At 43.2% G+C, this 24,220-nt stretch carries 19 protein-coding genes, 1 tRNA gene, 2 pseudogenes and 1 riboswitch; of the genes and pseudogenes, 16 read left to right on the plus strand and 6 right to left on the minus strand.

Annotated features, from left to right (window positions below; genetic code table 11):
* Positions 1 to 74 precede the first annotated feature (74 nt).
* The 10 genes and pseudogenes from mcpB (at position 75) to rhaA (ending at position 12,911) form a co-directional block, all read left to right on the plus strand.
* Positions 75 to 2,063, plus strand: a complete 1,989-nt coding sequence (gene mcpB, locus BSI_RS00460) for a methyl-accepting chemotaxis protein McpB (RefSeq protein ID WP_003242215.1) — start codon at positions 75 to 77, stop codon at positions 2,061 to 2,063.
* 168 nt (positions 2,064 to 2,231) lie between these two features.
* Positions 2,232 to 2,564 (plus strand): annotated as a pseudogene (locus BSI_RS00455) (methyl-accepting chemotaxis protein); the annotation flags it as partial.
* A 125-nt stretch (positions 2,565 to 2,689) separates the two neighbouring features.
* Positions 2,690 to 3,730: pseudogene (gene mcpA / locus BSI_RS23395) on the plus strand (methyl-accepting chemotaxis protein); the annotation flags it as partial.
* On the plus strand, positions 3,725 to 4,675 hold the full coding sequence (locus BSI_RS23400; RefSeq protein ID WP_373695041.1) for a methyl-accepting chemotaxis protein: 951 nt from the start codon (positions 3,725 to 3,727) through the stop codon (positions 4,673 to 4,675). The pseudogene mcpA and the gene BSI_RS23400, both read left to right, overlap by 6 nt.
* Before the next feature lie 112 nt (positions 4,676 to 4,787).
* On the plus strand, positions 4,788 to 6,776 hold the full coding sequence (locus BSI_RS00445; protein ID WP_003242224.1) for a methyl-accepting chemotaxis protein: 1,989 nt from the start codon (positions 4,788 to 4,790) through the stop codon (positions 6,774 to 6,776).
* Between the two features lie 137 nt (positions 6,777 to 6,913).
* Positions 6,914 to 8,983, plus strand: coding sequence for a bifunctional rhamnulose-1-phosphate aldolase/short-chain dehydrogenase (locus BSI_RS00440; protein ID WP_003242226.1), 2,070 nt, complete (start codon positions 6,914 to 6,916; stop codon positions 8,981 to 8,983).
* A 57-nt stretch (positions 8,984 to 9,040) separates the two neighbouring features.
* The gene (gene rhaR, locus BSI_RS00435) at positions 9,041 to 9,817 is read left to right on the plus strand and encodes a rhamnose catabolism operon transcriptional regulator RhaR (protein WP_003242228.1); all 777 of its coding nucleotides are present in this window, start codon (positions 9,041 to 9,043) and stop codon (positions 9,815 to 9,817) included.
* Positions 9,818 to 9,821: 4 nt separating this feature from the next.
* Positions 9,822 to 11,282, plus strand: a complete 1,461-nt coding sequence (rhaB, locus tag BSI_RS00430; protein ID WP_003242230.1) for a rhamnulokinase — start codon at positions 9,822 to 9,824, stop codon at positions 11,280 to 11,282.
* Positions 11,283 to 11,296: 14 nt separating this feature from the next.
* A complete protein-coding gene (rhaM, locus tag BSI_RS00425) occupies positions 11,297 to 11,611 on the plus strand; it encodes an L-rhamnose mutarotase (protein WP_003242233.1) in 315 nt (104 codons plus the stop codon).
* A gap of 25 nt (positions 11,612 to 11,636) precedes the next feature.
* A complete protein-coding gene (gene rhaA / locus BSI_RS00420; protein ID WP_003242235.1) occupies positions 11,637 to 12,911 on the plus strand; it encodes an L-rhamnose isomerase in 1,275 nt (424 codons plus the stop codon).
* A 39-nt stretch (positions 12,912 to 12,950) separates the two neighbouring features.
* Here the strand turns inward: rhaA and iolU are convergent, their stop codons facing one another.
* Positions 12,951 to 13,937 (minus strand): scyllo-inositol 2-dehydrogenase, encoded by a 987-nt coding sequence (iolU, locus tag BSI_RS00415; protein ID WP_003242236.1) that lies wholly within the window; start codon positions 13,935 to 13,937, stop codon positions 12,951 to 12,953.
* Positions 13,938 to 14,117: 180 nt separating this feature from the next.
* On the opposite strand from iolU, the gene BSI_RS00410 reads away from it, so the two are divergent.
* The 3 genes from BSI_RS00410 to BSI_RS00400 all read left to right on the plus strand — a co-directional run bounded on the left by BSI_RS00410 (position 14,118) and on the right by BSI_RS00400 (position 16,386).
* On the plus strand, positions 14,118 to 15,284 hold the full coding sequence (locus BSI_RS00410) for an AI-2E family transporter (RefSeq protein WP_003242238.1): 1,167 nt from the start codon (positions 14,118 to 14,120) through the stop codon (positions 15,282 to 15,284).
* 92 nt (positions 15,285 to 15,376) lie between these two features.
* Complete coding sequence (locus BSI_RS00405) at positions 15,377 to 16,207, plus strand: undecaprenyl-diphosphate phosphatase (RefSeq protein WP_003242240.1); 831 nt, start codon at positions 15,377 to 15,379, stop codon at positions 16,205 to 16,207.
* Positions 16,208 to 16,313: 106 nt separating this feature from the next.
* Positions 16,314 to 16,386: transfer RNA gene (locus tag BSI_RS00400), tRNA-Ala, on the plus strand.
* Positions 16,387 to 16,494: 108 nt separating this feature from the next.
* Here the strand turns inward: BSI_RS00400 and cdoA are convergent.
* The gene (cdoA, locus tag BSI_RS0121780) at positions 16,495 to 16,980 is read right to left on the minus strand and encodes a cysteine dioxygenase (RefSeq protein ID WP_032732386.1); all 486 of its coding nucleotides are present in this window, start codon (positions 16,978 to 16,980) and stop codon (positions 16,495 to 16,497) included.
* A 528-nt stretch (positions 16,981 to 17,508) separates the two neighbouring features.
* On the opposite strand from cdoA, the gene BSI_RS00395 reads away from it, so the two are divergent.
* The 3 genes from BSI_RS00395 to BSI_RS00385 all read left to right on the plus strand — a co-directional run bounded on the left by BSI_RS00395 (position 17,509) and on the right by BSI_RS00385 (position 20,414).
* Positions 17,509 to 19,041 carry an MFS transporter gene (locus BSI_RS00395; RefSeq protein ID WP_003242244.1) on the plus strand — a complete coding sequence of 511 codons (1,533 nt, stop codon included), beginning with the start codon at positions 17,509 to 17,511 and terminating at the stop codon, positions 19,039 to 19,041.
* A gap of 152 nt (positions 19,042 to 19,193) precedes the next feature.
* Positions 19,194 to 20,042, plus strand: a complete 849-nt coding sequence (gene lytG, locus BSI_RS00390) for an exo-glucosaminidase LytG (RefSeq protein ID WP_003242246.1) — start codon at positions 19,194 to 19,196, stop codon at positions 20,040 to 20,042.
* A gap of 108 nt (positions 20,043 to 20,150) precedes the next feature.
* Complete coding sequence (locus tag BSI_RS00385) at positions 20,151 to 20,414, plus strand: YiaA/YiaB family inner membrane protein (protein ID WP_003242249.1); 264 nt, start codon at positions 20,151 to 20,153, stop codon at positions 20,412 to 20,414.
* A 36-nt stretch (positions 20,415 to 20,450) separates the two neighbouring features.
* On the opposite strand, the gene ktrB is transcribed toward BSI_RS00385, so the two are convergent.
* From ktrB to gbsR, 4 genes are all read right to left on the minus strand, one after another.
* Positions 20,451 to 21,788, minus strand: coding sequence for a Ktr system potassium transporter KtrB (ktrB, locus tag BSI_RS00380; protein WP_003242250.1), 1,338 nt, complete (start codon positions 21,786 to 21,788; stop codon positions 20,451 to 20,453).
* 6 nt (positions 21,789 to 21,794) lie between these two features.
* Positions 21,795 to 22,463 carry a potassium uptake protein KtrA gene (ktrA, locus tag BSI_RS00375; RefSeq protein ID WP_003242252.1) on the minus strand — a complete coding sequence of 223 codons (669 nt, stop codon included), beginning with the start codon at positions 22,461 to 22,463 and terminating at the stop codon, positions 21,795 to 21,797.
* A 72-nt stretch (positions 22,464 to 22,535) separates the two neighbouring features.
* A riboswitch (cyclic di-AMP (ydaO/yuaA leader) is annotated at positions 22,536 to 22,684 on the minus strand.
* A 145-nt stretch (positions 22,685 to 22,829) separates the two neighbouring features.
* Positions 22,830 to 23,375 (minus strand): biofilm surface layer hydrophobin BslA, encoded by a 546-nt coding sequence (gene bslA, locus BSI_RS00370; protein ID WP_003242255.1) that lies wholly within the window; start codon positions 23,373 to 23,375, stop codon positions 22,830 to 22,832.
* A 208-nt stretch (positions 23,376 to 23,583) separates the two neighbouring features.
* The gene (gbsR, locus tag BSI_RS00365; RefSeq protein ID WP_003242257.1) at positions 23,584 to 24,126 is read right to left on the minus strand and encodes a transcriptional regulator GbsR; all 543 of its coding nucleotides are present in this window, start codon (positions 24,124 to 24,126) and stop codon (positions 23,584 to 23,586) included.
* Positions 24,127 to 24,220 lie beyond the last annotated feature (94 nt).

Raw genomic sequence — 24,220 nt, forward strand, 5'->3', positions numbered from 1 at the left:
TCTTCCATTTTTTATTTTAAAACTTTTTTAAGCAGCCGATATATACTGTATCAAACTCGAAGGAGAAACTGGACATGAAGACTTTTATCAACTGGCTGAAGAAACCGTCTATTTCAAGGAAATTAATCGTCTCATTTATTGCAATTCTCATTATCCCTATTCTTATATTGGAATTTAGTTCTTACCGAAGCGCCAGCGGAAAGCTGGATCAGGAAATTATGGGAAATGCGAAAAACAGTGTAGATACATTTAATACAACCGTTACAAATGATCTGGGAGCAAAAGCGAAAGCAGTTACCTTTTTCAGTGAATCTCTTAAAAACTCCGCGTTCAAAGGAAAGTCTAATCAAGAAGAGCTCAAGGCTAAGTTTTCACAATATGTCTCGATTAATCAAGGAGTAGCCAGAATTTATGGAGGCGCAGAAAACGGCAATTATGTACAAGCACCGAAAGAACAATTGCCGGATGGATACGATCCGAGACAGCGCCCTTGGTATCAAGATGCGATGAAGGCCGGCGGTGAAATTGTAGTGACAGATCCTTACGTGGCAGCGAATGACGGAAGCATGGTCATTACTATTGCCCAGCAGCTGAAGGATGGATCTGGCGTTGTCGCCATGGATATTACCATTGATAAATTGTTAGAACAGATGAAACAAATCAAGGTCGGAAAAGAAGGCTATGTTTTCATTGCAACGAAAAACAAAACCTATGTTGCCCACCAGGACCATAAGGCTGGAGAAAAGCTGTCAGGAGAATGGGTTGCCAAAATGTATGCCAATGACAGCGGTGACCTTCAGTACACTCTGGGTAACGAAGATAAAAAAATGACCTATACAACAAATGAACTGACTGGGTGGAAAATTGCCGGCACAATGTATATGAGTGAAATCAAGGATGCCTCAAAGTCTGTTTTGATAACAGGCATGATCGTGCTGATCGCCTCCATCGCGGCAGGCGGGCTTTTAATTCTGTTTATCGTTCGTTCGATTACAAAACCGTTAAAACGTCTCGTTCAATCATCGAAAACAATCAGCAGCGGAGATCTGACAGAAACGATCGAAATCCGTTCGAAGGATGAGCTTGGAGAGCTAGGGGAAAGCTTCAATGGAATGGCACAATCTCTGCGCTCACTGATCGGCACTATCCAGGACTCGGTGAACAATGTGGCCGCATCGTCCGAACAGCTTACCGCATCTGCCGGACAGACAAGTAAAGCCACCGAGCATATCACGATGGCGATTGAGCAGTTCTCAAACGGAAACGAGGAGCAAAGCGAAAAGGTTGATTCCAGCTCTCATCAGCTGAATTTAATGAATGAAGGGCTCCAGCAAGTCTCACAAACATCATCAGATATTACAAAGGCGTCTATCCAATCAACAGAAATCGCCGAAACGGGTGAAAAGTTTGTCCAGCAGACAGTCGGACAGATGAACTCAATTAATCAATCAGTTCAGCAGGCTGAAGCTGTAGTCAAAGGCTTAGAAGGAAAATCAAAAGACATCACAAGCATTTTGAGAGTCATTAACGGCATCGCTGACCAAACAAATCTGCTGGCATTAAACGCAGCCATTGAAGCGGCGCGTGCCGGAGAATCAGGCCGCGGCTTCTCTGTCGTAGCGGAGGAAGTGCGCAAACTGGCTGTTCAATCTGCTGATTCAGCAAAAGAAATCGAAAAGCTGATCCAAGAAATCGTAGCAGAAATCGAAACCTCTCTTCATATGTTTAAAGCAGTGAATCAGGAAGTACAGTCTGGACTTGTTGTCACAGACAATACAAAAGAAAGCTTCCAGAGCATTTTCAGCATGACAAACGAAATCGCAGGCAAATTGCAAACGATGAATTCAACAGTCGAACAGCTGTCAGACCGTTCACAGCATGTTTCAGCAGCAGTCAGCGGCATTGCCGATGTGTCGAAAGAAAGCTCGGCAAGCATTCAAGACATTGCTGCCTCAGCCGAGGAGCAGCTTGCCTCAATGGAAGAAATCAGTTCATCAGCGACCACCCTTGCACAGATGGCAGAAGAGCTTCGTGATCTGACAAAGCAATTTAAAATTGAATAAAAGCAGAAAAACAGCGCTTATCAAGGCGCTGTTTTTTTATAAGGAATTCATAACAAAGACCTAGTGCATTCGGTGATTTTAGAACTGTTTTTCATTTTCACTTTCATTTTCAATGTAATATAAAGGAAGGTCCGCTGATATAATTTGTGAATGATTGAAAGAAGGTTCGTAAACAAAGAAGTTGAAACAGGGCTTGTCATGACGGATGAAACAAAACAAAGCTTCAAACATATATCGCACATGACCAATCAAATTGCTTCCGAACTGCAAAACATGAATGCGACGGTTGAGGAACTGTCAGCGGGAGCTCAAGAAATTTCCGCTGCTTCAAATGATATCACGGCCATTTCTAAAGAAAGCTCGGACGGCATCCAAGATATCGCCGCTTCTGCTGAGGAACAGCTGGCATCCATGGAGGAGATCAGTTCATCTGCACATACGCTTGAAAGAATGTCTGAAGAGCTCCGTGATCTGACAAAACGATTTAAGGTGGATAGATAATAGGACTAAATAACTATCTATTTATGGGGAATTAGTTACTTTTGTTAAATTTCTTCTTTTTTACTGTATATATTTACCCATTTCCTGCCGATATGAAGGGTAGCATAAAAAAGGAGAAATGAATGATGAAAAAAATACTCCAACTCATAAAACAAAGATCAATTACACGGAAACTTCTCGTTTCCTTTCTGTCGATCCTCATCATACCGGTTGTCATATTGGCAGCCATTGCTTATCAATCGGCAAGCAGCTCACTCGACAGACAGATGATGGGGAGCGCATTGGAAAATGTACAGCAATTAAACGAAATTATTAACACCAGCATCGGTGAAAAAGAAAACAGCGCCGCTTACTTCAGCGAATGGCTGACAAAAGAGAGATATAAAGCAAAAAGCAATGCAAGCATTAAAGAGAAATTCTCACAATATATCAGCATTAATAAAGATGTAGAATCCATTTATACAAGTGACAAAAACGGGCGCTTCACCCGTTACCCGGATCTTCCGATGCCGAGCGGCTATAATCCGGTTGAACGCGACTGGTACAAAAAAGCGGTTGCGAATAAAGGAAAAGTTGTTGTGACTGACCCTTATAAAACCGCTTCTACAAATACAATGGTTGTGACAATCGCCCAACAGACAAAAGATGGTTCAGGCGTTATCGCAATCAACATGACGATTGAAAATCTGCTGAAAACAACTAAAAAAGTCAATATCGGTAAACAAGGCTACGCATTTATCATGACGAAGGACAAAAAGGTTGTCGCCCATCCTAATGAAACCTCAGGAACTGAATTGAAGGGCGACTGGCTCGACAAGGTGCTAAATGCGGATAAAGGCGATTTTCAATACACGATGGACGGCGATAAGAAAAAAATGGCCTTTGACACAAATAAGTTAACGGGATGGAAAATCGGCGGGACCATGTATTTAGATGAAATTCATGAGGCAGCCCAGCCTGTCCTTCACATTGCTTTGATTGTCTTGGCAGCAGCTATTATTATAGGGATTATCGTTATGACATTGATCATTCGGTCGATTACAACGCCGCTGAAACAGCTCGTCGGTTCCTCTAAGCGGATCAGCGAGGGAGACTTGACGGAAACCATTGATATCCGTTCAAAAGATGAATTGGGCGAACTCGGCAAAAGCTTCAACAATATGGCGTCGTCACTTCGTTCTCTCATACACGCCATCCAGGATTCGGTAGACAATGTTGCGGCTTCCTCTGAGGAGCTGACCGCATCAGCCGCGCAAACGAGCAAGGCAACAGAGCACATTACATTGGCGATTGAACAATTTTCTAACGGCAATGAAAAACAAAACGAAAACATTGAAACCGCAGCAGAGCACATTTATCAAATGAATGACGGATTGACGAATATGGCTCAAGCTTCTGAAGTAATTACAGATTCATCTGTTCAATCGACAGAAATTGCAAGTGAAGGCGGCAAGCTTGTTCATCAAACCGTCGGCCAAATGAACGTCATTGACAGGTCCGTTAAAGAAGCAGAACAAGTCGTACGCGGATTGGAAACGAAATCGAAAGATATCACCAATATTTTGCGTGTAATTAACGGTATCGCAGATCAGACAAACCTGCTTGCCCTAAACGCAGCGATTGAAGCGGCGCGCGCAGGCGAGTACGGCCGCGGCTTCTCCGTTGTAGCGGAAGAAGTGAGAAAGCTGGCAGTTCAATCAGCAGATTCAGCAAAAGAGATTGAAGGATTAATCATCGAAATTGTGAAGGAAATCAATACATCTCTCGGCATGTTCCAGTCTGTCAATCAAGAGGTGCAGACAGGCCTTGACATCACAGATAAAACAGAAATGAGCTTTAAACGCATTTCTGAAATGACGAACCAAATCGCCGGCGAACTGCAAAATATGAGTGCGACGGTTCAGCAGCTTTCTGCGAGCTCTGAGGAAGTTTCGGGAGCATCCGAGCACATAGCATCGATTTCAAAAGAAAGCTCAGCTCATATCCAAGATATCGCCGCATCAGCTGAAGAGCAGCTTGCTTCCATGGAAGAAATCAGCTCGTCAGCAGAAACCCTTTCGTCTATGGCGGAAGAGCTTCGCGACATGACCAAACGATTTAAAATCGAATAATGAGCCCAAACACCCAAGCCTGTACGCTTGGGTGTTTTTTTTAGTTTTTTTATTAAACCTTTTATCCTAGTTTGACGATATTAGATTTAGCTTAAAGGAGGAGTCAGCAAGAATGGGAAAATTCATAAAATGGATCAAACAGCCATCGATCAGCAAACCGCTTATCGCTGCATTTCTGGCAGTGCTTATTTTGCCGGTTGGGGTTTTAGCATATTTCAGTTATCAATCAGCTTGGAACGCGTTAGACAGAGAGCTGATAAACAGTGCGAAGGGAAATGTTGAAGAGCTCAACAGTACGCTGCAAAATAAACTGGAAGATAAAGTGAAAGCAATAGATTATTATAGTGAGACAATCGATAAAGACATATTACAAGGCAAAAACAAAACCTTACTGAAAGAGAAACTTAAGCAGTACACGACACTAAACGACGATGTAGGAGCAATCTATGCGGCTTCCGAAAGTAAGAAGCTTTACAAATATCCGGATAGCGGTGTCCCTAAAGGCTTCGATCCGACAGGACGTGACTGGTACAAACAAGCCGTTGCGAAAAAAGGACAGGCTGTTTTCTCAGAACCGTATACTGATGAAGCAACAGGGGATATGGTTGTCACAATTTCAAAACAAATAAAAGACGGCTCAGGAGTCATAGCACTTGATTTAAATCTGGATGAAGTGCTTACTGCTTCACAGAGAATCAAAATCGGCAAAAATGGCTTTGCATTTATTACAACAGGCAACAAAAAATATATCGCCCATCCGACGATTAAGCCTGGGACAACAGGATCAGGCAACTGGACAAACCAAGTATATTCCAAAGAAGACGGCTCATTTGAATATATCTTCGAAGGCAAAGAAAAGAAAATGGCCTTCACGACTAATAAACTGACAGGCTGGAAAATCGCGGGCACATACTTTGTCAGTGAATTGCAAGATGCTTCAAGTCCGGTACTGAACACAGCGGTTATCATTCTATGCGTGTCAATTGTGATCGGCGGCATACTCATTCTCTTTATTATCCGGGCCATCACCAAGCCGTTAAGAAAACTGGTTTCTACATCCGCGAAAATCAGCAGCGGGGATCTCACAGAAGTCATTGACATTCACTCGAAAAACGAGTTCGGCCAGCTTGGCGAAAGCTTTAACGAAATGTCTGAGTCATTGCGTTCTGTTATTGGTGTCATTCAAACGTCTGTAGAAAACGTGGCATCATCTTCTGAAGAGCTGACGGCAAGCGCAGCCCAAACGAGCAAAGCAACTGAACACATTACACTCGCCATCGAACAGTTCTCAGATGGCAATGAGGCGCAAAGCGAGAAACTGGAAACAAGCTCAAACCATCTTTCTCAAATGAACCACGGGATTTCAAAAGTGGCTCAAGCCTCTTCAACAATTACGAAATCATCGATCCAGTCCTCTGAGGCAGCGGGTAGCGGAGAAAAACTGGTTGAACACACAGTCGGCCAAATGAAAACAATCGACCAATCCGTTCAAAAAGCGGAAGCGGTTGTGAAAGGTCTAGAAACAAAATCGCAAGACATCACAAGCATCTTAAATGTGATTAACGGTATTGCTGATCAAACCAACCTGCTGGCATTAAATGCTGCGATTGAGGCGGCAAGAGCGGGAGAATACGGAAGAGGCTTCTCAGTAGTAGCGGAAGAGGTTCGAAAACTTGCCGTACAATCAGCAGACTCAGCTAAGGAAATTGAAGGGTTAATTCAAGAGATTGTCAGAGAAATCAGCACTTCACTTGCGATGTTCCAATCCGTGAATCATGAAGTGAAGGAAGGCTTGCAGATTACTGACCAAACAGCGGAAAGCTTTAAACAAATCTATGAGATGACAACTCAAATTTCCGGCGAATTGCAAAACCTGAACGCGACGGTGGAACAGCTGTCAGACGGATCACAAGAAGTGTCAAGTGCGGTTGAAGACATTTCTGCAGTGGCGAAAGAAAGCTCTGCAGGCATTCAAGACATCGCAGCTTCGGCGGAAGAACAGCTTGCGTCTATGGAAGAAATCAGCTCTTCAGCTGAAACGTTGGCAAACATGGCGGAAGAACTTCAGGACATCACGAAGAAATTTAAAATTGAATCATAATGGAAAGAGAAAGCGGCATATCCTGCCGCTTTCTTTTTTTATTAAAACAAAAATAAACAAAAAGAATTCAAAAACAAACAAAGATCATATATAATGAAAACGGATACAAATAAAAAGGGGACGGAGGAATATCAAATATGGTGAAACATGTATGGGATTCAGATCATGCTGCACAGCTGCAAAAAGGCGTAGAGGAATTGGTGTACAGGTCCAATCTGATCGGGTCAGATCGCACTGTCTGCAACTGGGGCGGCGGGAATACGTCTATGAAAACAACGGAAAAGGATTTCAGAGGCCGTGAAACAGAAGTCATGTGGGTGAAAGGAAGCGGTTCTGATCTGGCAACAATGAGAGCGCATAACTTTACCGGTTTGAGATTAGATGACATCCGCCCGTTGATCGAAAGGGACCACATGTCAGATGAAGAAATGGTAGACTACTTGTCTCATTGTATGATTGACAGCAAGCATCCTCGCCCTTCAATTGAAACGCTGCTCCACGCTTTTCTGCCATACAATCACGTTGACCATACCCACCCCGATGCGATTATCAGCATTTGCTGCGCTGATAATGGAAAACAAATCGCTGAAGACATTTACGGAAACCGGTTTGTATGGGTGCCATACGTACGCCCTGGATTTACTTTATCTAAAATGATCGCTGAAGGCGTAGCGAACAATCCCAACGCAGAGCTTGTGTTAATGGAGAAACACGGATTAGTCACTTGGGGTGAGACGTCTGAAACATGTTATGAAAAAACGATATCCATCATTCAAGAAGCTGAGCAGTATATTAACGATCGTATCAATCAACATGAGATATTCGGAGGCAAAAGATATCAGCCGCTGCCGGAAGATCAAAGAAAACAAATCTTAGCAGCCATCATGCCTGTGATCAGAGGAGCTGTCAGTGAAGAAAAGAAAATGATCCTTTCCTATGATGATCATGATGACGTCTTAGAATTTGTCAACAGTGTCCAAGCGCCAGCGCTTTCGCAAATCGGTGCGGCATGTCCGGATCATCTTGTTCACACAAAGCGGGTTCCGCTGTACATTGAGTGGAATCCGAAAACTCAAGATGTGCATAAGCTGGCGGATCTGATCAAGTCAGGAGTCGAACGTTTTACATCAGAATATCAGGCTTACTTTACACGCAATCAGCAGGAGGGGGACCAAATCTTTGAATCAGCTCCGCGGGTAATATTGATTCCTGGCATCGGAATGGTGAATACGGGAAAAAGTTACGCCATGTCTAAAGTAAGCGGCGCTTTATATCGGAGGGCCATCGCTGTTATGAAAGGGTCAACAGCTCTTGGGCACTTTGTTTCTTTAAATGAAAATGAATCCTACCATGTCGAATATTGGCCGCTAGAATTATACAAGCTCACGCTGGCCCCGCCGGAAGCAGAATTTTCCCGTAAAGTAGCGTTGATAACAGGAGGAGCCGGCGGAATAGGCAGTGCAGCATGCCGCCGCTTTGCAGCTGAAGGAGGGCACGTGATCGCAGCTGATCTAAATATAGAAGGTGCACAGAAAATTGCCGGGGAAATAAACGATGCATACGGAGAAGGACGGGCAATGGCTGTCAAAATGGATGTGACAAAGGAAGAAGAAGTACAGTCAGCCTTTGAACAAGCGGCGCTTGCTTACGGCGGCATTGATATCGTCGTCAATAATGCCGGGCTGGCCACATCAAGCCCATTTGACGAAACAAGTCTAAAAGAATGGAATCTTAATATGAATGTATTAGGAACAGGCTATTTCCTTGTGGCCCGTGAAGCGTTTAAACAAATGAAACAGCAAAACAGAGGCGGAAGCATGGTATTTGTCGGATCAAAAAATTCAGTTTATGCAGGTAAAAACGCATCTGCCTACAGCTCTGTAAAAGCGCTTGAAACCCATTTGGCAAGGTGCATCGCAGCTGAAGGAGGAGAATATGGCATTCGGGTAAACTCCGTTTTGCCGGATGCGGTTCTTCAAGGATCGGCTATCTGGGGATCAAGCTGGCGGGAGGAACGGGCCGCAGCATACGGGATTGAACCAGATCAGCTTGAGGAACATTACCGGAAACGCACGGCGTTGCTCGTCAATATTTACCCGCAGGATATTGCCGAAGCCATCGCATTTTTCGCTTCTTCTAAAGCCGAAAAAACAACGGGCTGCATGATCACGGTAGACGGCGGCGTCCCTGCTGCTTTCACGCGTTAGAAGTATGCTATGATAAAAATAACAAGACGGATTACGATATGAGGAAGGGCGTTACCGATGCTAGTAGCAGAACGGCAGCAAAAAATAGTCGAAATAGTGAATATGCGTTCAAGCATCCGCGTATCCGAATTAAGTGACATATTTTCTGTCACAGAAGAAACCATTCGGCGCGATCTTGAGAAGCTTGAGAAAGAACATAAACTGAGCCGAAGCCACGGAGGAGCGGTCAGTATTCAGCAGCAGGAATCAGAAGTTCATTTTTCTGAACGGGAAATCACAAATGTCATAGAAAAAAAAGCCATCGCTCACGAAGCAGCCAAATATGTAAAGAGCGGAGACCGAATCATTCTCGATGCAAGCACCACCGCCTGGTACATGGCGAAAATACTCCCTAATATTGAGCTCACTGTCATTACAAACTCAATGAAGGCAGCCATTGAACTCAGCAATAAAGAAAACATATCAGTCATTTCAACAGGCGGCATTTTGCTGGCAAAATCATTATCGTTTGCCGGCCCGTTAGCAGAGCGTTCACTTGATACCTACCATGTCAACAAAACCTTTCTGTCATGTAAAGGATTTGACTTAAACAACGGGATGAGCGACTCAAACGAGTGGCAGGCACTGCTCAAAAAACGGATGATCGAAAGGTCTGATCAGACCATTTTGATGGCCGATTCAAGCAAATGGGGGAACCGCGAGTTTTCACATATCGCCTCGCTGCAAGATATCAGCCTCCTTATAACTGATTCCGGACTTGATCCGGTATCGGTAAAAGCTCTTGAAGACAAAAAGGTGAACGTGACAGCTGTTCCCCTTCCGAAGAGAGGGTGAAAGAATGATATATACTGCCATTGATATAGGCGCATCAAGCGGGAGAGTCATGGTAGGTGAACTGAAGGAAGGAAAGCTTGAAGTACAAGAGATTCACAGATTCGCTAACGGCTTCATTCAAAGAGACGGACATTGTTTTTGGGATATCGATCATTTGCTAAAACAAATCCTGCAAGGACTGCAAAAGGTGAAAGCGCTTGGGTATGAACGCTGCACCGTCGGTATTGATACATGGGCAGTTGATTATGTCTTACTGGACGACAAAGGCAATCGTTTGCAGGAAGTGATGTCCTACCGGGATAAAAGAACAGAACACACAATAGATAAACTGGAACACACCCTGTCAAAAGACACAATCTATCAAAAAACAGGAATACAATTTCAGCCTTTTAACACGATTTATCAATTGTATGAAGAAGACCGTGAGCTGCTGAAAACAACAGACAAAATTATTATGGTTCCTGATTATTTAGGCTATTGTTTAACCGGAAAAGCCGTAACGGAAATCACAAACGCATCCACAACACAGCTTTTAAACGTCTCAACTGGAAAGCTTGACCCTGAATTGCTTGAAGCCGTGTCTGTTCAGGAACATCAATTTGCGCCGCTGACTGAACCGGGGTGTGAGCTCGGCATGCTGAGAAATGATTGGTTCCCGGATTATGATCTGCCGGCTTGCAAGGTGATAACCGTCGCAACGCATGATACTGCCTCGGCCGTCATCGCGGCTCCAGGTGTAAACGATAGCTGGGCGTATATCAGCAGCGGAACATGGTCGTTAATCGGGGTTGAAAACAAAACGCCGATATTAACTGATCTGGCTTTAAAAAACAACTATACGAATGAACGGGGCGCAAACAACACCATTCGCTTTCTCAAAAACATCATCGGCATGTGGGTGATACAAGAAGTAAGACAGCAATTACAAGCAGATTACTCTTTCCAGCAGCTTGCAGAAGAAGCCCGAAAAACAAAACCATTCCTGCAGTTTATAAACTTAAATGATGAACGTTTCCTGAATCCAGACAGCATGATAGAGGAAATACAACATTATTGCAGAGAAACCCGCCAGAAGATTCCCCGCACTGCAGGCGAACTTGCCTGCTGCATCTACAGCAATTTAGCCATCATCTATGCGATAGCCATCAAAGAGCTGGAAACGATCACAGGAAATTCGATTCAGCAGCTTCATATCATTGGCGGCGGAGCCCGGAATGACTTCTTAAATCAATTAACGGCAGACATGAGCGGAAAAGCGGTATACGCAGGGCCCATAGAGGCAACCGCCATCGGAAATATACTAATGCAAATGATTGCTGCCAAAGAAGTCAAAGACATAAAAGAAGCCCGGCAAGCCGTCAGAAATTCCTTTCCGATCAAAGTGTTTACACCTAAAGACATTGACAGAAGCACGATCATTCAGTCATTTCGGCAAACTGTTTTGAAAGCGCTATCTAAAGGGTGAAGAGGTGATTAGGTGTGAAAAGAAAAGCCAGTATCATGTTTGTCCATCAAGACAAGTACGAGGAATACAAACAGCGGCATGCTGACATTTGGCCTGAAATGGCAGAAGCACTCAAAGCTCATGGAGCCCACCATTATTCCATTTTTTTAGACGAAGAAACAGGCAGGCTTTTTGCTTATTTAGAAATAGAGGATGAAGAGAAGTGGAGAAAGATGGCGGACACTGAAGTTTGCCAGAGATGGTGGAAATCGATGTCGCCATTAATGAAAACCAATCCGGATTTCAGTCCTGTTTCGATAGATCTTAAGGAAGTTTTTTATTTGGATTAAGAAACTGAAAAAGGGAGAGAGACGCATGACCATAAAAGCCAATTATGACAGTGCAAAACAGGCGTATGAAAAATGGGGAATCGATGTTGAAGAGGCGCTTCGGCAATTAGAGCAAGTGTCCATTTCAATCCACTGCTGGCAGGGTGACGACATTGAAGGCTTTGAAGTAAATAAGGGAGAGCTTTCAGGCGGAATTGATGTGACAGGCAATTATCCCGGAAAAGCGCAAACCCCTGAAGAATTAAGAAGAGATTTGGAGAAGGCTCTTTCTCTCATTCCTGGAAAGCACCGCGTGAACCTGCATGCGATATATGCAGAAACAAACGGGGAAGCGACTGAACGGGACGAATTGAAGCCGCAGCATTTTGAAAACTGGGTGAAATGGGCAAAAGATCTCGGTCTTGGTTTAGATTTTAATCCTACCTTGTTTTCGCATGAGAAAGCGGCAGACGGACTCACCCTTTCACACCCCGATCCGACCATCAGGGAATATTGGATCAGGCATTGCATCGCGTGCCGCCGTATCGGGGAATACTTCGGGAAAGAATTAGGCACACCCTGCTTGACGAATATTTGGATTCCCGACGGCTATAAAGATATCCCGAGTGACAGGCTGACACCGCGTAAAAGATTAAAAGAATCACTGGATCGGATCTTCGCAGAGGAGATCAGTGAACAACACAATCTTGATTCACTAGAGAGCAAGCTGTTCGGACTTGGTTCCGAATCATATGTTGTCGGATCTCATGAGTTTTATTTAGCTTATGCTTTGACGAATCATAAGCTTTGTTTACTTGATACAGGCCATTACCACCCGACTGAAACGGTATCAAATAAGATCTCGTCCATGCTGCTTTACACAGATAAACTCGCCTTGCACGTGTCCCGTCCCGTTCGCTGGGATAGCGACCATGTTGTGGTTTTAGATGATGAATTGAGAGAAATCGCGCTTGAAATTGTACGCAATCAGGCACTTGAGAAGGTCGCTATCGGCCTCGATTTTTTCGATGCCAGCATTAACCGTGTTGCCGCCTGGACCATCGGAACGAGAAATATGGTCAAAGCTATATTGTATGCCTTACTTCTCCCGAACGGCTATTTAAAACAATTGCAGGAAGAGGGCCGCTTTACAGAAAGGCTGGCGCTGATGGAGGAATTCAAAACATATCCTTTCGGGGCCATCTGGGATTCCTACTGTGAGCAAATGGGCGTGCCGGTAAAAGAGGCATGGCTCCATGACATAAAAGAGTATGAACAAAAGGTGCTTTTAAAAAGGAATGCATCTACTCCGATTGTCTAATAAAAAATCCGCCGCGGCCTTTGCACGCGGGCGGATTTTTTAGGCTTGATCGGCAGGGTACACAATCCCCATTTGCTTTCTTGCTTCTTCCATGATTTTGGCGGTGATCAAAGACCGTTCAAATGTATTTTCTTCCGATTCCTGCTTTTTCTCTTTTATGAGCGTGACAAATTCTTCTGCTTCGTAGAACATCGCCGGTTTAGGATCAGGAATCGAGATGTTTTCCAGGCGGCCGTCGCGATAGCGGATTTCCACTCGTTCAGGCCGGTGAATCGTATCGATCACAATCGTTCCGTCTTCACCCTGGATTTCCGCCGGGGCATAAGAAGTAGAGATTTTAGAATGCATCAAAACGGCTTCGAACCCGTCGTAAGACAGAATGACGGTTCCTTCTCCATCCACTCCGGAAGACAAAGCATATCCGTTCGCCTTCACATTCTGCGGCTCACCAAACAGCACGACTGCAGGATAAATACAATAGACACCGATATCCATTAATGATCCGTTGGAAAGCTCAGGCTGAAACGCATTCAAGACGGTTCCGTTTCTGAACGCGTCATACCGTGAGGAGTACTGGCAGTAGCTTGCGGTAAATCTGCGGACAGTGCCGATTTTATGTAAGTGGTTTTTCAGCTCTTTGAAATTCGGCAGGAAAGTGGTCTTCATCGCTTCCATGAGGACAACGCCGTTTGCCTTAGCCGCTGAGATCATCTCTTCCGTTTCTTTTGTATTCGAAGCAAACGGCTTCTCACAAAGCACATGCTTGCCATGGTCCATAAAGAGAACGGCTTGTTCCTTGTGAAGGGCATTCGGACTGGCTATGTATACGGCATCAAAGCAATCGCTTGCCGCCATTTCCTGAAGATCTGAGAAGGTGTGCTCAGCACCGTGTTTAGCGGCAAACTCGGCAGCGCGTTCAGCCGATCTTGAATAAACGGCTGTCAGCTGAAAATCTTCTATCTCCGCTGCTGACTCAAGAAAGCGGTCTGTAATCCAGTTGGTTCCTACTATTGCAAAACGTATCACTCTTATCGCTCCTTTTGTATGATATAGCTAAATTATAGCTTAAAAAGGAGAAAAGCACATGATAGATCAAATCGCATTTTTAAAGCAAGGAAGTTTTTCCAACAATTAGCCGTTATTATTTTTCATTATAGGGACGATAGTGTACAATTTAATTAAACTAAGTATGACGGAGGAACGATAGTGGAGACGTTGCAAACATGGAGCGGCAGATTCAAGCGATTCTTCTTGGACAATAAGTTTGTTTTATTTTTGCTTGTGCTGCTGCTGATTGGTTTAAATATTCTTGTTTTTACAAAAACATCATACATTTTCACCCCGATTATTGTTCTTCTCAAAACGATTTCACTGCCGATTATTTTAACGGGTATTGTGTTTTATCTGTTAAACCCAGTCGTCGATTTCCTTGAGAGAAGAAGAATAAGAAGAATCTATTCTATTTTGCTGTTATATCTATTGATTATCGGGCTGATCACGATCACGATCGTGTCCATCATCCCCTTTTTAAAAGAACAAATTATGAGCTTGATTGACAACATCCCGAGATATGTGGATATCGTAGAAAGTCAGACGAAACAGCTTATCGGCAGCAATTTCGTCAACCAGGCCCAGCAAACGATGAACATCAATATATCTGATCTCGCAACAAAGATTTCAGATCAGGCGGCGACGATTGTGAATAGCACCTTTACCGGCGTTGGGAATTTTATCGGCGCACTGACTGAGATCATCATTTCGATCGTCACGGTTCCGTTTATTCTTTTCTATTTATTAAAAGACGGAAGAAAATTGCCGGTCTATATACTGAAGTTTGTGCCGACTCGATTGAAAGAACAGACATATACAGTCTTAAGCGAAATGAATCATCGGCTAAGCTCTTATATCAGAGGCCAGATCATTGTCAGCTTCTGTATCGGGTTTTTGCTGTTTATCGGTTATTTGATTATCGGGCTGGATTATGCTTCATTGCTAGCCGTCATTGCGGCTTGTACAAGCATCGTTCCATATTTAGGACCGACGATTGCCATTACGCCAGCGATTATCATCGCCATAGTGACATCTCCGCTCATGCTGCTTAAGCTGGTCATCGTATGGACCATTGTTCAGCTGATTGAAGGGAAATTGATCTCTCCGCAAATTATGGGGAAAAACCTTCACATCCACCCGATTACGATTATTTTTCTGCTATTAACAGCCGGCAAGCTGTTTGGCGTTGTTGGAATCATTCTGGCAATTCCGGGTTATGCAGTTGCCAAAGTCATTACAACACATTTATTTGACTGGTTTAAAATGCAGTCACACTTATACGATGAAGAAAAAAAAGAAAATACGTCGGGTCATAAAGTGTGATTTTCGTTTATAGTTATGTAAGACGGGCTTTCCATTTATGGAAAGCTCCCGTTATGTAAAAAAATAAATGTCTAATGGGGAGAATCAAAATCATGACTCTATGGGAATTGTTTGTAGCTGCCATTTTAGGAATCGTAGAAGGATTAACAGAGTACGCGCCGGTTTCTTCGACAGGACATATGATCATAGTAGACGATATCTGGCTTAAATCAAGCGATCTGATGTCAGAAGAAGCTGCCAACTCATTCAAAGTGGTTATTCAGCTAGGCTCCATTTTAGCGGTAGCGATCGTGTTTAAAGACCGGATTTTGAATTTGCTTGGCTTAAAAAAGAATATTACAAGCGACCAGGAGCAGGGACATAAATTAAGCATTGCGCAAATTGCCGTCGGGCTCGTGCCTGCAGCTGTCCTCGGCTTTTTGTTTGAGGATTACATTGATGAATATTTATTTTCCGTTAAAACTGTTGCCATCGGTTTAATCGCCGGGGCAGTCCTGATGCTTTTTGCTGATTGGGTAAATAAACGGAAAACAGCGACAGACACTCTCGACCGCATTTCATATAAGCAGGCAATAGGGGTCGGCTTATTCCAATGTCTTGCCCTTTGGCCGGGTTTCTCGCGTTCAGGTTCAACCATCTCCGGGGGCGTTATTCTCGGATTAAACCACCGCGCGGCAGCCGACTTTACGTTTATTATGGCGATGCCGATCATGATGGGAGCGAGCTTTTTAAGCCTTGTGAAGCATTGGGACAGCTTAAGCTCGGACCTGATGCCGTTTTTCATCGTCGGCTTTATCTGCGCCTTTGTTGTCGCGCTGTTTGTCGTCCGTTTCTTCTTAAAACTGATCAACAAAATCAAACTCGTCCCATTTGCAATCTACCGAATCATCCTCGGTGTGATATTACTTTTAATCATGATGTAAACCGAAAAATAAGGCTCTTTTGGAGCCTTATTTTTTCTGTTCATTCAAGAGGAAACAGCTTGTTTTTCAAAAAAAAATCATCTATAATAAACATGACGTTACATACGGGGCCATAGCTCAGCTGGGAGAGCGCTACGCTGGCAGCGTAGAGGTCAGGGGTTCGAGCCCCCTTGGCTCCATACCTGTAAACCCTTATTTCTATAAGGGTTTTTTTGTTTTTAATAAAAGGATCATTCGCTGCCCCCTTCTGTTGATCCTAAGTCAAAGTAGAGCGGTTCACCTGTAAATCATGAACTTTCCAATACACCACTTTGTTCCTCAAAGACCGTCATGTCTTCCAAAGGGGGGGAGTAAACATGAAGAGACACCATTCGTTCGGAAGCAGGATTGGACATTTTGTGAATTAAACCTTTGGTTGAAATAAGACATTCTCCTTTGTGGACAAAGTATGAATTGGAGAGTTCTGCGTGATCGCCGGTTGAGCGATAAATAGAATTGAGAAGTTTTCCTTCTAACACCATTGCGCAACCAATGGATTGACCATGATCATGTACTGCTGTCTCCTTGTGTGGCGGAATGTTAATAACGATAACTTCCAATTCGTTGTTTCTAAAGATTGCATTTCGGCCGTAAGCGTACTGGTCTGGTTCCTTAATATACGGTTGACTCAATGTTGATGCGTGTGGAATTTGTTTTAAAGAAGTTTCCAAATCTTTAACCGATGGATTTTTCAAGCCGCTAAAAATGTTTTGGATACACTCATACAGTTCCATACGTTTTTGCCTCCCGGGTCATTTATTGACTAGCATAGGTATTTCGCAGATTAATTCATGATATTTACCTATATACAATTTAGAGGCGGCAAACGCCTAGTGAACACAAAAAAATGTGCGGCCAACAACTTATTCATGTTTATTAATTCGAATTTTAATAAAAAAGTGAACGGAAAAGCGCCGTCGTTACCTAAGAAGAAGGCGAAAGTTTTTCCGATGCACTTTTAAAATGGCTTACTTTGATTGACTCGCTTATGGAAGCTCACGAAGTGGAGTTCGAGCCCTATGGCTCCGGGCAAAGCTGTTCGTGTTTTGTGCTTGAAATTTGCGCCATTGACAAAACACCATCGGTTTGGAATAATGTTTGAGTATATGCTCATTTATTCACATATTATCATAAAATAATATCATGTCCCCTGATGGGGAGAGAATTAGAATGAAAGCTAATGGCATGCAAAATCTATTAGCTTCTTTTGTTTTCAAAAAAAGATGTGTTTCGTATGTATTCATATAGGAAGGAATGACAACATGAAGACAAAACACTATTGGGTGATTTCTTTGCTTGCCGTTTTAGCGGTCGGGCCGGGATTGATGTCTAACACGGCGTTGTCGTCAGTTCAAGGCCTTGTTCAGAAGACGGTTGGAACAAGTGACTTCACCTCAGTAAATCCAATATTGATCGGCAATATGGCCTTTGCTTTATTAGTGCCGGCAGGACCGCTGCTGAGGAAAAAATTCGGTGCCCGTCCGATCTATTTGGCTTCATTACCCGTTTTTATACTTGGCTCACTGCTCTTCGCATTTTCGAGCGATGTTGCATGGATGGCGGCAGGGCGCTTTTTACAGGGAGCGGCTACAGGCGTCATGCTGATGATTATGATTCCTATGCTTGTTCTGTCATTTCCGATTGACCGCAGGAATTATGCACTGCTGGTGCTGATCGGGGGATTTTATGGCTCTGTTATCATCGGTACGATCCTAGGAACAATTGCAACAAGCTGCGGCCACTGGAGATGGCTGTTTTTCATCTTTGGCGCACTGTCACTGATCGGTGTCGCGGTGAGCTATTTCTTTCTTCATGATGAGCATCATGGGGCGGCAGAACAAGAACAGCCGCTAGATGGTGCGGGAATCCTTTTATCTGTTTGCCTTGCTGCAGCCTCAGCGGTTACTTTCATTTTTCTGCAAAAATGGGGGCTTTCATCAGGTTATGTATGGACTGGTTTCGGGATTACGTTATGTTTGCTCCTAGCTCTTTTGATTGTGGAATATAAAGTGAAGAACCCCTTTATTTCTATTAAACTGATGCTGCTGCCAAAACCGGTGCTTGGCTTATTTATCATAGCTGCAGGGACGATAACGGTAGCTGTCAGCCTTGCTGCTTTTCAAGGCTTGCTCCGTCAAATGTATGATATTTCTCAGGAGCATCTCATTCTTTTAAACTTGACTCTTTTAATCGGAGTGGCGATCGCGGCCATTTTGAGCGCACTGTTTTATGATAGAGTCGGGCCAGGGATGCTCGGTATTATCGGCGGCCTCATTCTCGTGTTTGTGAATTTTCAATGGCTGCATATGCAGGATCAATCGTCACTCTCTATATTCGCAGTGCTGTTTATTATGCTTGCGGCTGGAACAGGGCTGACAGTTGCCGCTGGGCTGATGGGAGCTGCTATGGGCGGCCCGCTGCCTGATTTGGTCAAGAGAATGACAGCTGTTCAGTTTTTAAGATTGTTTGTCTATATGGGAGTTCCAATCCTCATCGGCATCTTTACGAAAAAAGATGCTGCCAGACAAAGCGGTTCGATGCAGGATTCTATGATGACTGCTTATCATGATCTCTTTTTCATTTCTTTTGTCCTGAGCGTGCTGCTCGTTTGCTTATCATTCTGTATGAACGCCACAGGTATGGGGCACAAGCTGGCTCATAAACCGCATGATAAAGCGAAACCGGCCGTTTCAGCACATGGACTGTCAAAGGCTGCTGTCAAATCACATAAAGTGATACATGATAGAGAATATCGTAATGCACTCAGAAAGTTTAAACAGAAATTTGATATATGATCAAAACCTTTTCCTTGAGGGAAAAGGTTTTTTGTTTGCAATCCTTTCACAACTTTATCCCTAAAGAATTGAAAAATATTAGAAGTGCAAGTAAAATTCTAAAAGGTAGATTCTTTTACATTCGTAATCTTTTAACTTGAAGGAAGGTTTTCATGGCCCGTAAAAAACTGAAAAAACGTAGACTCTTCATTTCACTATTTTTCATTGTATCGATTCCGCTAGCCCTGTTTGTATTAGCGACAACTTTATCAAAACCGATTGAAACATCCAAAGAACCTGAAGAAATTGATGAACAGCAAGTATTTATTGACAGCCTGTCCGGACATGCACAAATTTTGTATGAGAAATATCATGTCCTCCCCAGCATCACGATCGCTCAGGCCATTCTCGAATCTGACTGGGGGAACAGCGAGCTTGCTGCTCAGGCCAACAACCTTTTTGGCGTAAAAGGAAATTATAAAGGCCATCACGTCACGATGGAAACGGACGAATTTGAAAAAGGGAAAAGAAAAACCATTCGCGCGAAGTTTCGAAAATACAGCACGTTTTTTGAATCTATGAATGACCACGCCCAATTGTTTGTCCGCGGCACATCGTGGAATAAAAAGAAGTATAAACCGGTGCTTGAGGCTGAGGATTATAAGGAAGCGGCAACTGCCTTGCAAACAGCAGGATATGCTACAGACCCTGACTACGCTGACAAAATCAGCGCTATTGTAGAAAAATACGATTTAGATGAGTACGATGAGGTAAATCCATCCCTGAAATCAGTGGATTTATACGGTTCTATCAAAGACAGTGCCGTTCAAGACGTATGGTCCAAGCCTTCTACTGATGATCGGTCCATTAAACTGACATCTGCCCAATCTTACGTCGGCAAGGACATAAAGGTTGTATCTAAAAAGCAGAAAGGCCAGTCCGTATGGTACCAATTTCAAATCAATGATAAACTCATCGGCTGGATTGATGATTCAGCTGTTGAAATAAAGGAAGCAACCTGAGACCTTTTTACTGGTATTTTTAATTCTTTGTTCCATTCTGGGGAATTTGAGGTATAATATTCCACGGAAGTTATCACTTATTGACTATGCTTTCAGGAGGGAACAAAGGTGCAGAAATATAGACGGAGAAACACGGTTGCTTTTACAGTATTAGCTTATTTCACTTTTTTTGCGGGAGTATTTTTGTTTAGTGTCGGACTCTATAATGCTGATAACCTGGAACTCAATGAAAAAGGCTACTACATTGCTGTTATGATACTTGTAGCGGTCGGTGCGATTCTTACACAAAAAGTGACCCGTGATAACGCAGAAGATAACGAAATCATTGCGGAGCAGGAAAAAAGACAAAATCAATCTCATATCGAATCATAAAAAAATCCGGCGCCTAAATCGCCGGATTTTTTGTTATCATCCCGTAAATACCTCGCCGTCAGGGTAACGAATATTTGATTTCTCTGTTCTCGCGAATGAAAAGACGAACGTCAAAGGACCAATTCTTCCGATGAACATGATGACAATAATAATACATTTTCCTGCTACTGTGAGTTCAGGAGTCAATCCCATTGATAGACCGACAGTTCCGAATGCGGAAAAGGTTTCAAATACAATTTGAATAAAGGGCGCTTGTTCTGTGATCGTCAGGGCGAAAATTCCTAAAAACACGATGAACAGACTGGTGACGCTCACAGCTAAAGCCTTAATGATAATTGGATATTTGATGGAACGGCTGAAAATAACCGTTTCTTTTTTACCTCGCAAATAAGCGATAACAGACGTTAAAATCACGATGAACGTAGTCAGCTTAATGCCGCTCGCCGTTGAGGCGCTTCCTGCTCCGATAAACATCAATAATAAAGTAAATACAATTGTTCCTTCTCTCATGCTTCCGAAATCGAGGGAATTGAAGCCTGCGGTTCTCGGCGTCACTGCCTGAAAATAGGAAGCCCACAGTTTATCCCCTACATGCAGGTGGCCAAGCGTGCCAGGGTTGCTGTACTCTAAAATAAAGATCACAAGCATAGCAATCGCATTCAGAATCAGCGTTCCTGTCAGCATGAGCTTCGTATGTAAAGAAAAGGCTTTAAAGCGCCGATGTTTCATAACGTCAAACAGAACTGTAAATCCGATCCCTCCTGTAATAAATAAGAAAGTAATCACAAGGTTCACTGTAGGATCGCCAACGTAGCTCATCAAATTATCCGGCCACAACGAAAACCCGGCATTGTTAAAAGCAGATATCGAGTGAAACAGACTGGCAAACAAGCCGGATGCCAAGCCATACTGAGGCACAAGCCGGATGGATAAAATGAGTGCTGCTATCAATTCAATACTAATCGAAAACAGAAACAGGACTTTGACAAGGCCTATGACGCCGCCGATTGTCGGCTGGTTTAAGGCTTCCTGGACAAGCATTCGTTCTTTTAATCCGATTTTTTTTCCTAATATCATGACGATCAAAACGGCAAATGTCATAAATCCAAGCCCGCCGATCTGAATCAGCCCCATGATGACCGTTTGCCCGAAAAGTGTAAATTGAGTGCCGGTGTCGACAACTGCAAGCCCTGTAACGGTTGTAGCGGAAGCCGCAGTAAAAAGGGCGTCTATCCATGACAATGGCTTCGTTGTAGAAATCGGAAGCATTAACAGCCCAGAACCGATGATAATGATAAGGAAAAAACCGATTGCAAGCACTTGAGGCGGTGTAAACCGAACCCATTTGATCACTTTATCCTTTTGAATTGTCACCTTTGTCTACATCCCTTCGTTTTCAAAACGTTTAATATCCTTTTTGTGCCCCATGATTACCAGGCAATCCTGTTCGTGAATGATGTCTTCAGGTGCGGGAGAAAGACGAATATCTCCATGATGTTTAATAGCCAGGATCGTGCAGCCGTACTTCGCTCTTACATTCAGATCAATAATCGATTTTGAATCAAGCTTGCGTGTTGCCAGCAGCTCGACAATACTGTAATCATCAGATAAATCAATGTAATTCAAAACGTTTTCATCAGAAAGGCTTTGTGCGATTTTGACGCCCATATCCTTTTCAGGATGAATAATGCGGTCAGCGCCGATTTTTTCAAGCACCTTATGATGATAATAGTTTTGCGCCTTTACCCAAATGTTCGGGATGTCAAACTCCTTTAATAATAAGGTAGTCAGCGTACTCGCTTGAATATTCGCTCCGATGGCAACAATCACATATTCAAAATTACGTATTCCCAATGAAAGCAATTCGTTCTCTTCGGTGGCGTTGGCAATCACTGCATGAGTTGCGTAAGAAGCGTATGCATTTACCTTTTCTTCGTTGATATCAATCGCAAGGACCTCGTGGCCCATTCTATGCAGCTCTTTGCAAATGCTGCCGCCAAAACGGCCCAGCCCGATCACGGCAAATTGCTTATTTTTAATTCTTCCCAATGTTCATATCTCCCTTAGTAAATTAACGTTTTTGAAGCAAAAAAGGCCATTGCAAAGAATGGCCGAAAATAGACCTCCTCTCTGTATACGCCTACGAGGTTAGCTGTCGGATTAGGGATTCAGAGTACCCCCTCTTACTTAGTAAGATTCACCCCAAGGCTGTTAATAAAACAGCCAATCGTTGGTTCCCCCGTTCGTGTTTGATTAAGCGGTAAAAGAGTTTGTATGAAATTGAACACTCAAGAATTTACTCCTGTTTCTAGTGTTTGTCAATTTAAATTTTAAACAAGAAAAAAGATAACTGGAAATAGAGAAAAAAGGGGAGATGAAAACGCAAAAAAGACCGGCGTGAACCGGTCTTTTAGATTAGTTGCAGCCGCATGGCTGAGTCGGAGGAGTGCTGCGCTTAGCCACGTCAATGCTGGCTTCTGCGTAAAATTTATTTCCGATGCTCAACGATTTATTCTCCGCACGGAAAGTATATGTACCAGCGGCAGGAAGTGTTTTGTTATTCAGTTTTAATTTAAATTCGCCAGCTCCTAACAAATCAAGTGCCAGAGGAATTCTTACTGTTTTCCCGTTGTTGAGGATCTGTGTTGTACGCAAAGCATTTCCGTTCATCGTGTCTTTCGTATTTGCAGTAAATCCGCTTGGCAATGTAAATTCCATAACGCCAAGGCTGAGAAGCGTGTTTGGACGATACGTCAATTCGATATCAGAGAAAGACCATTCAGTTTTGCTGGCCCCTGTGATTGTTGCAAACAATGAAGCTGATGACTGTGTTCTCATAGTAGACTCGGTATGAGCGGAAGTTGATTTAGATTCAGCCGCGAAAGAAGCTGTAGGTGCAGAAACGAGTAAGCCGAGACTTAATGCACTGATTGCCAAAGAAGATAATAATTTGCGTTTCATAATAAAATTCCCCCTAAAAAGTTATAAAATATACAGGCCTGCCCGCTTTTCACCTCCTCTGAATGGCCAAATACAAATTTTACCTACATAAAATTACCATCAAATATTTTGGAAGTAAATGGGGTGTTTTTCCCGTATTTTTCAAATTTGTAGTAATTACATATAAACGAACAAAAAAACGCCCGGTTTCCCAGGCGTTTTTAATGTTTTACTTTGTTTCGATCGGTATAAACTTAAAAATTTCCCCGCTCTGCACCGATTCAGCAAGACGTTTCAGCCAGTCATAGTAGGCTTTAGAGCTTTCCAACTGCTCGTATAACTGGAGCGCTTCATTTTTTATGTCCTCACTGAGACCTTCCTTGCTTAAAACCTCTTGTAAATCAGCCTGAGCTTCCTCAATCGCTGCTACATTTACTTGAACTTCCCGCTCCCATTTAGGCGGAAAGAAATTAGTGAAAAATTTAAAGAAATCTTTTTCAGCCACAAATGTATGCTTACGGATGCCCCGGTGAAATGTTTTTTTCACTACATTTAAGTCCTGAAGCTTTTTGACGCCTGTGCTCATGCTTGGCTTGCTCATTTGCAATTCCTCACGCATTTCGTCAAGCGTCATCTCATCCCTCATATACATCGTCCCATATAAGATCCCGACACTGCGGGTAATTCCGTAAAGATCCATCGTTTCAGCAATGGAGTCGATAACAAGATCCCGTGCCTGTTCTATAGTTGCAAACTCTGGATTTTCATCCATACTGACCCTCTTTTCCTTTAGAAAATTAAATTCGTTAAGTTATTTCTTTATGTTCTTTATCTTAACGAAACATAAAGAAAAGTCAAAATGAAAA

Origin of the sequence: Bacillus inaquosorum KCTC 13429 (assembly GCF_000332645.1) — a bacterium.
GTDB classification, from domain to species: domain Bacteria; phylum Bacillota; class Bacilli; order Bacillales; family Bacillaceae; genus Bacillus; species Bacillus inaquosorum.

Bases quoted from the DNA above. Each gene is read 5' to 3' on its own strand.
- lytG (WP_003242246.1), top strand. From the start codon at position 19,194: ATGGCCCGTAAAAAACTGAAAAAACGTAGACTCTTCATTTCACTATTT.
- BSI_RS00395 (WP_003242244.1), top strand. From the start codon at position 17,509: ATGAAGACAAAACACTATTGGGTGATTTCTTTGCTTGCCGTTTTAGCG.
- BSI_RS00440 (WP_003242226.1), top strand. From the start codon at position 6,914: ATGGTGAAACATGTATGGGATTCAGATCATGCTGCACAGCTGCAAAAA.
- rhaA (WP_003242235.1), top strand. From the start codon at position 11,637: ATGACCATAAAAGCCAATTATGACAGTGCAAAACAGGCGTATGAAAAA.
- rhaR (WP_003242228.1), top strand. From the start codon at position 9,041: ATGCTAGTAGCAGAACGGCAGCAAAAAATAGTCGAAATAGTGAATATG.
- gbsR (WP_003242257.1), bottom strand. From the start codon at position 24,126: ATGGATGAAAATCCAGAGTTTGCAACTATAGAACAGGCACGGGATCTT.
- mcpB (WP_003242215.1), top strand. From the start codon at position 75: ATGAAGACTTTTATCAACTGGCTGAAGAAACCGTCTATTTCAAGGAAA.
- bslA (WP_003242255.1), bottom strand. From the start codon at position 23,375: ATGAAACGCAAATTATTATCTTCTTTGGCAATCAGTGCATTAAGTCTC.
- BSI_RS00445 (WP_003242224.1), top strand. From the start codon at position 4,788: ATGGGAAAATTCATAAAATGGATCAAACAGCCATCGATCAGCAAACCG.
- cdoA (WP_032732386.1), bottom strand. From the start codon at position 16,980: ATGGAACTGTATGAGTGTATCCAAAACATTTTTAGCGGCTTGAAAAAT.
- rhaB (WP_003242230.1), top strand. From the start codon at position 9,822: ATGATATATACTGCCATTGATATAGGCGCATCAAGCGGGAGAGTCATG.
- BSI_RS00405 (WP_003242240.1), top strand. From the start codon at position 15,377: ATGACTCTATGGGAATTGTTTGTAGCTGCCATTTTAGGAATCGTAGAA.
- BSI_RS23400 (WP_373695041.1), top strand. From the start codon at position 3,725: ATGGCGTCGTCACTTCGTTCTCTCATACACGCCATCCAGGATTCGGTA.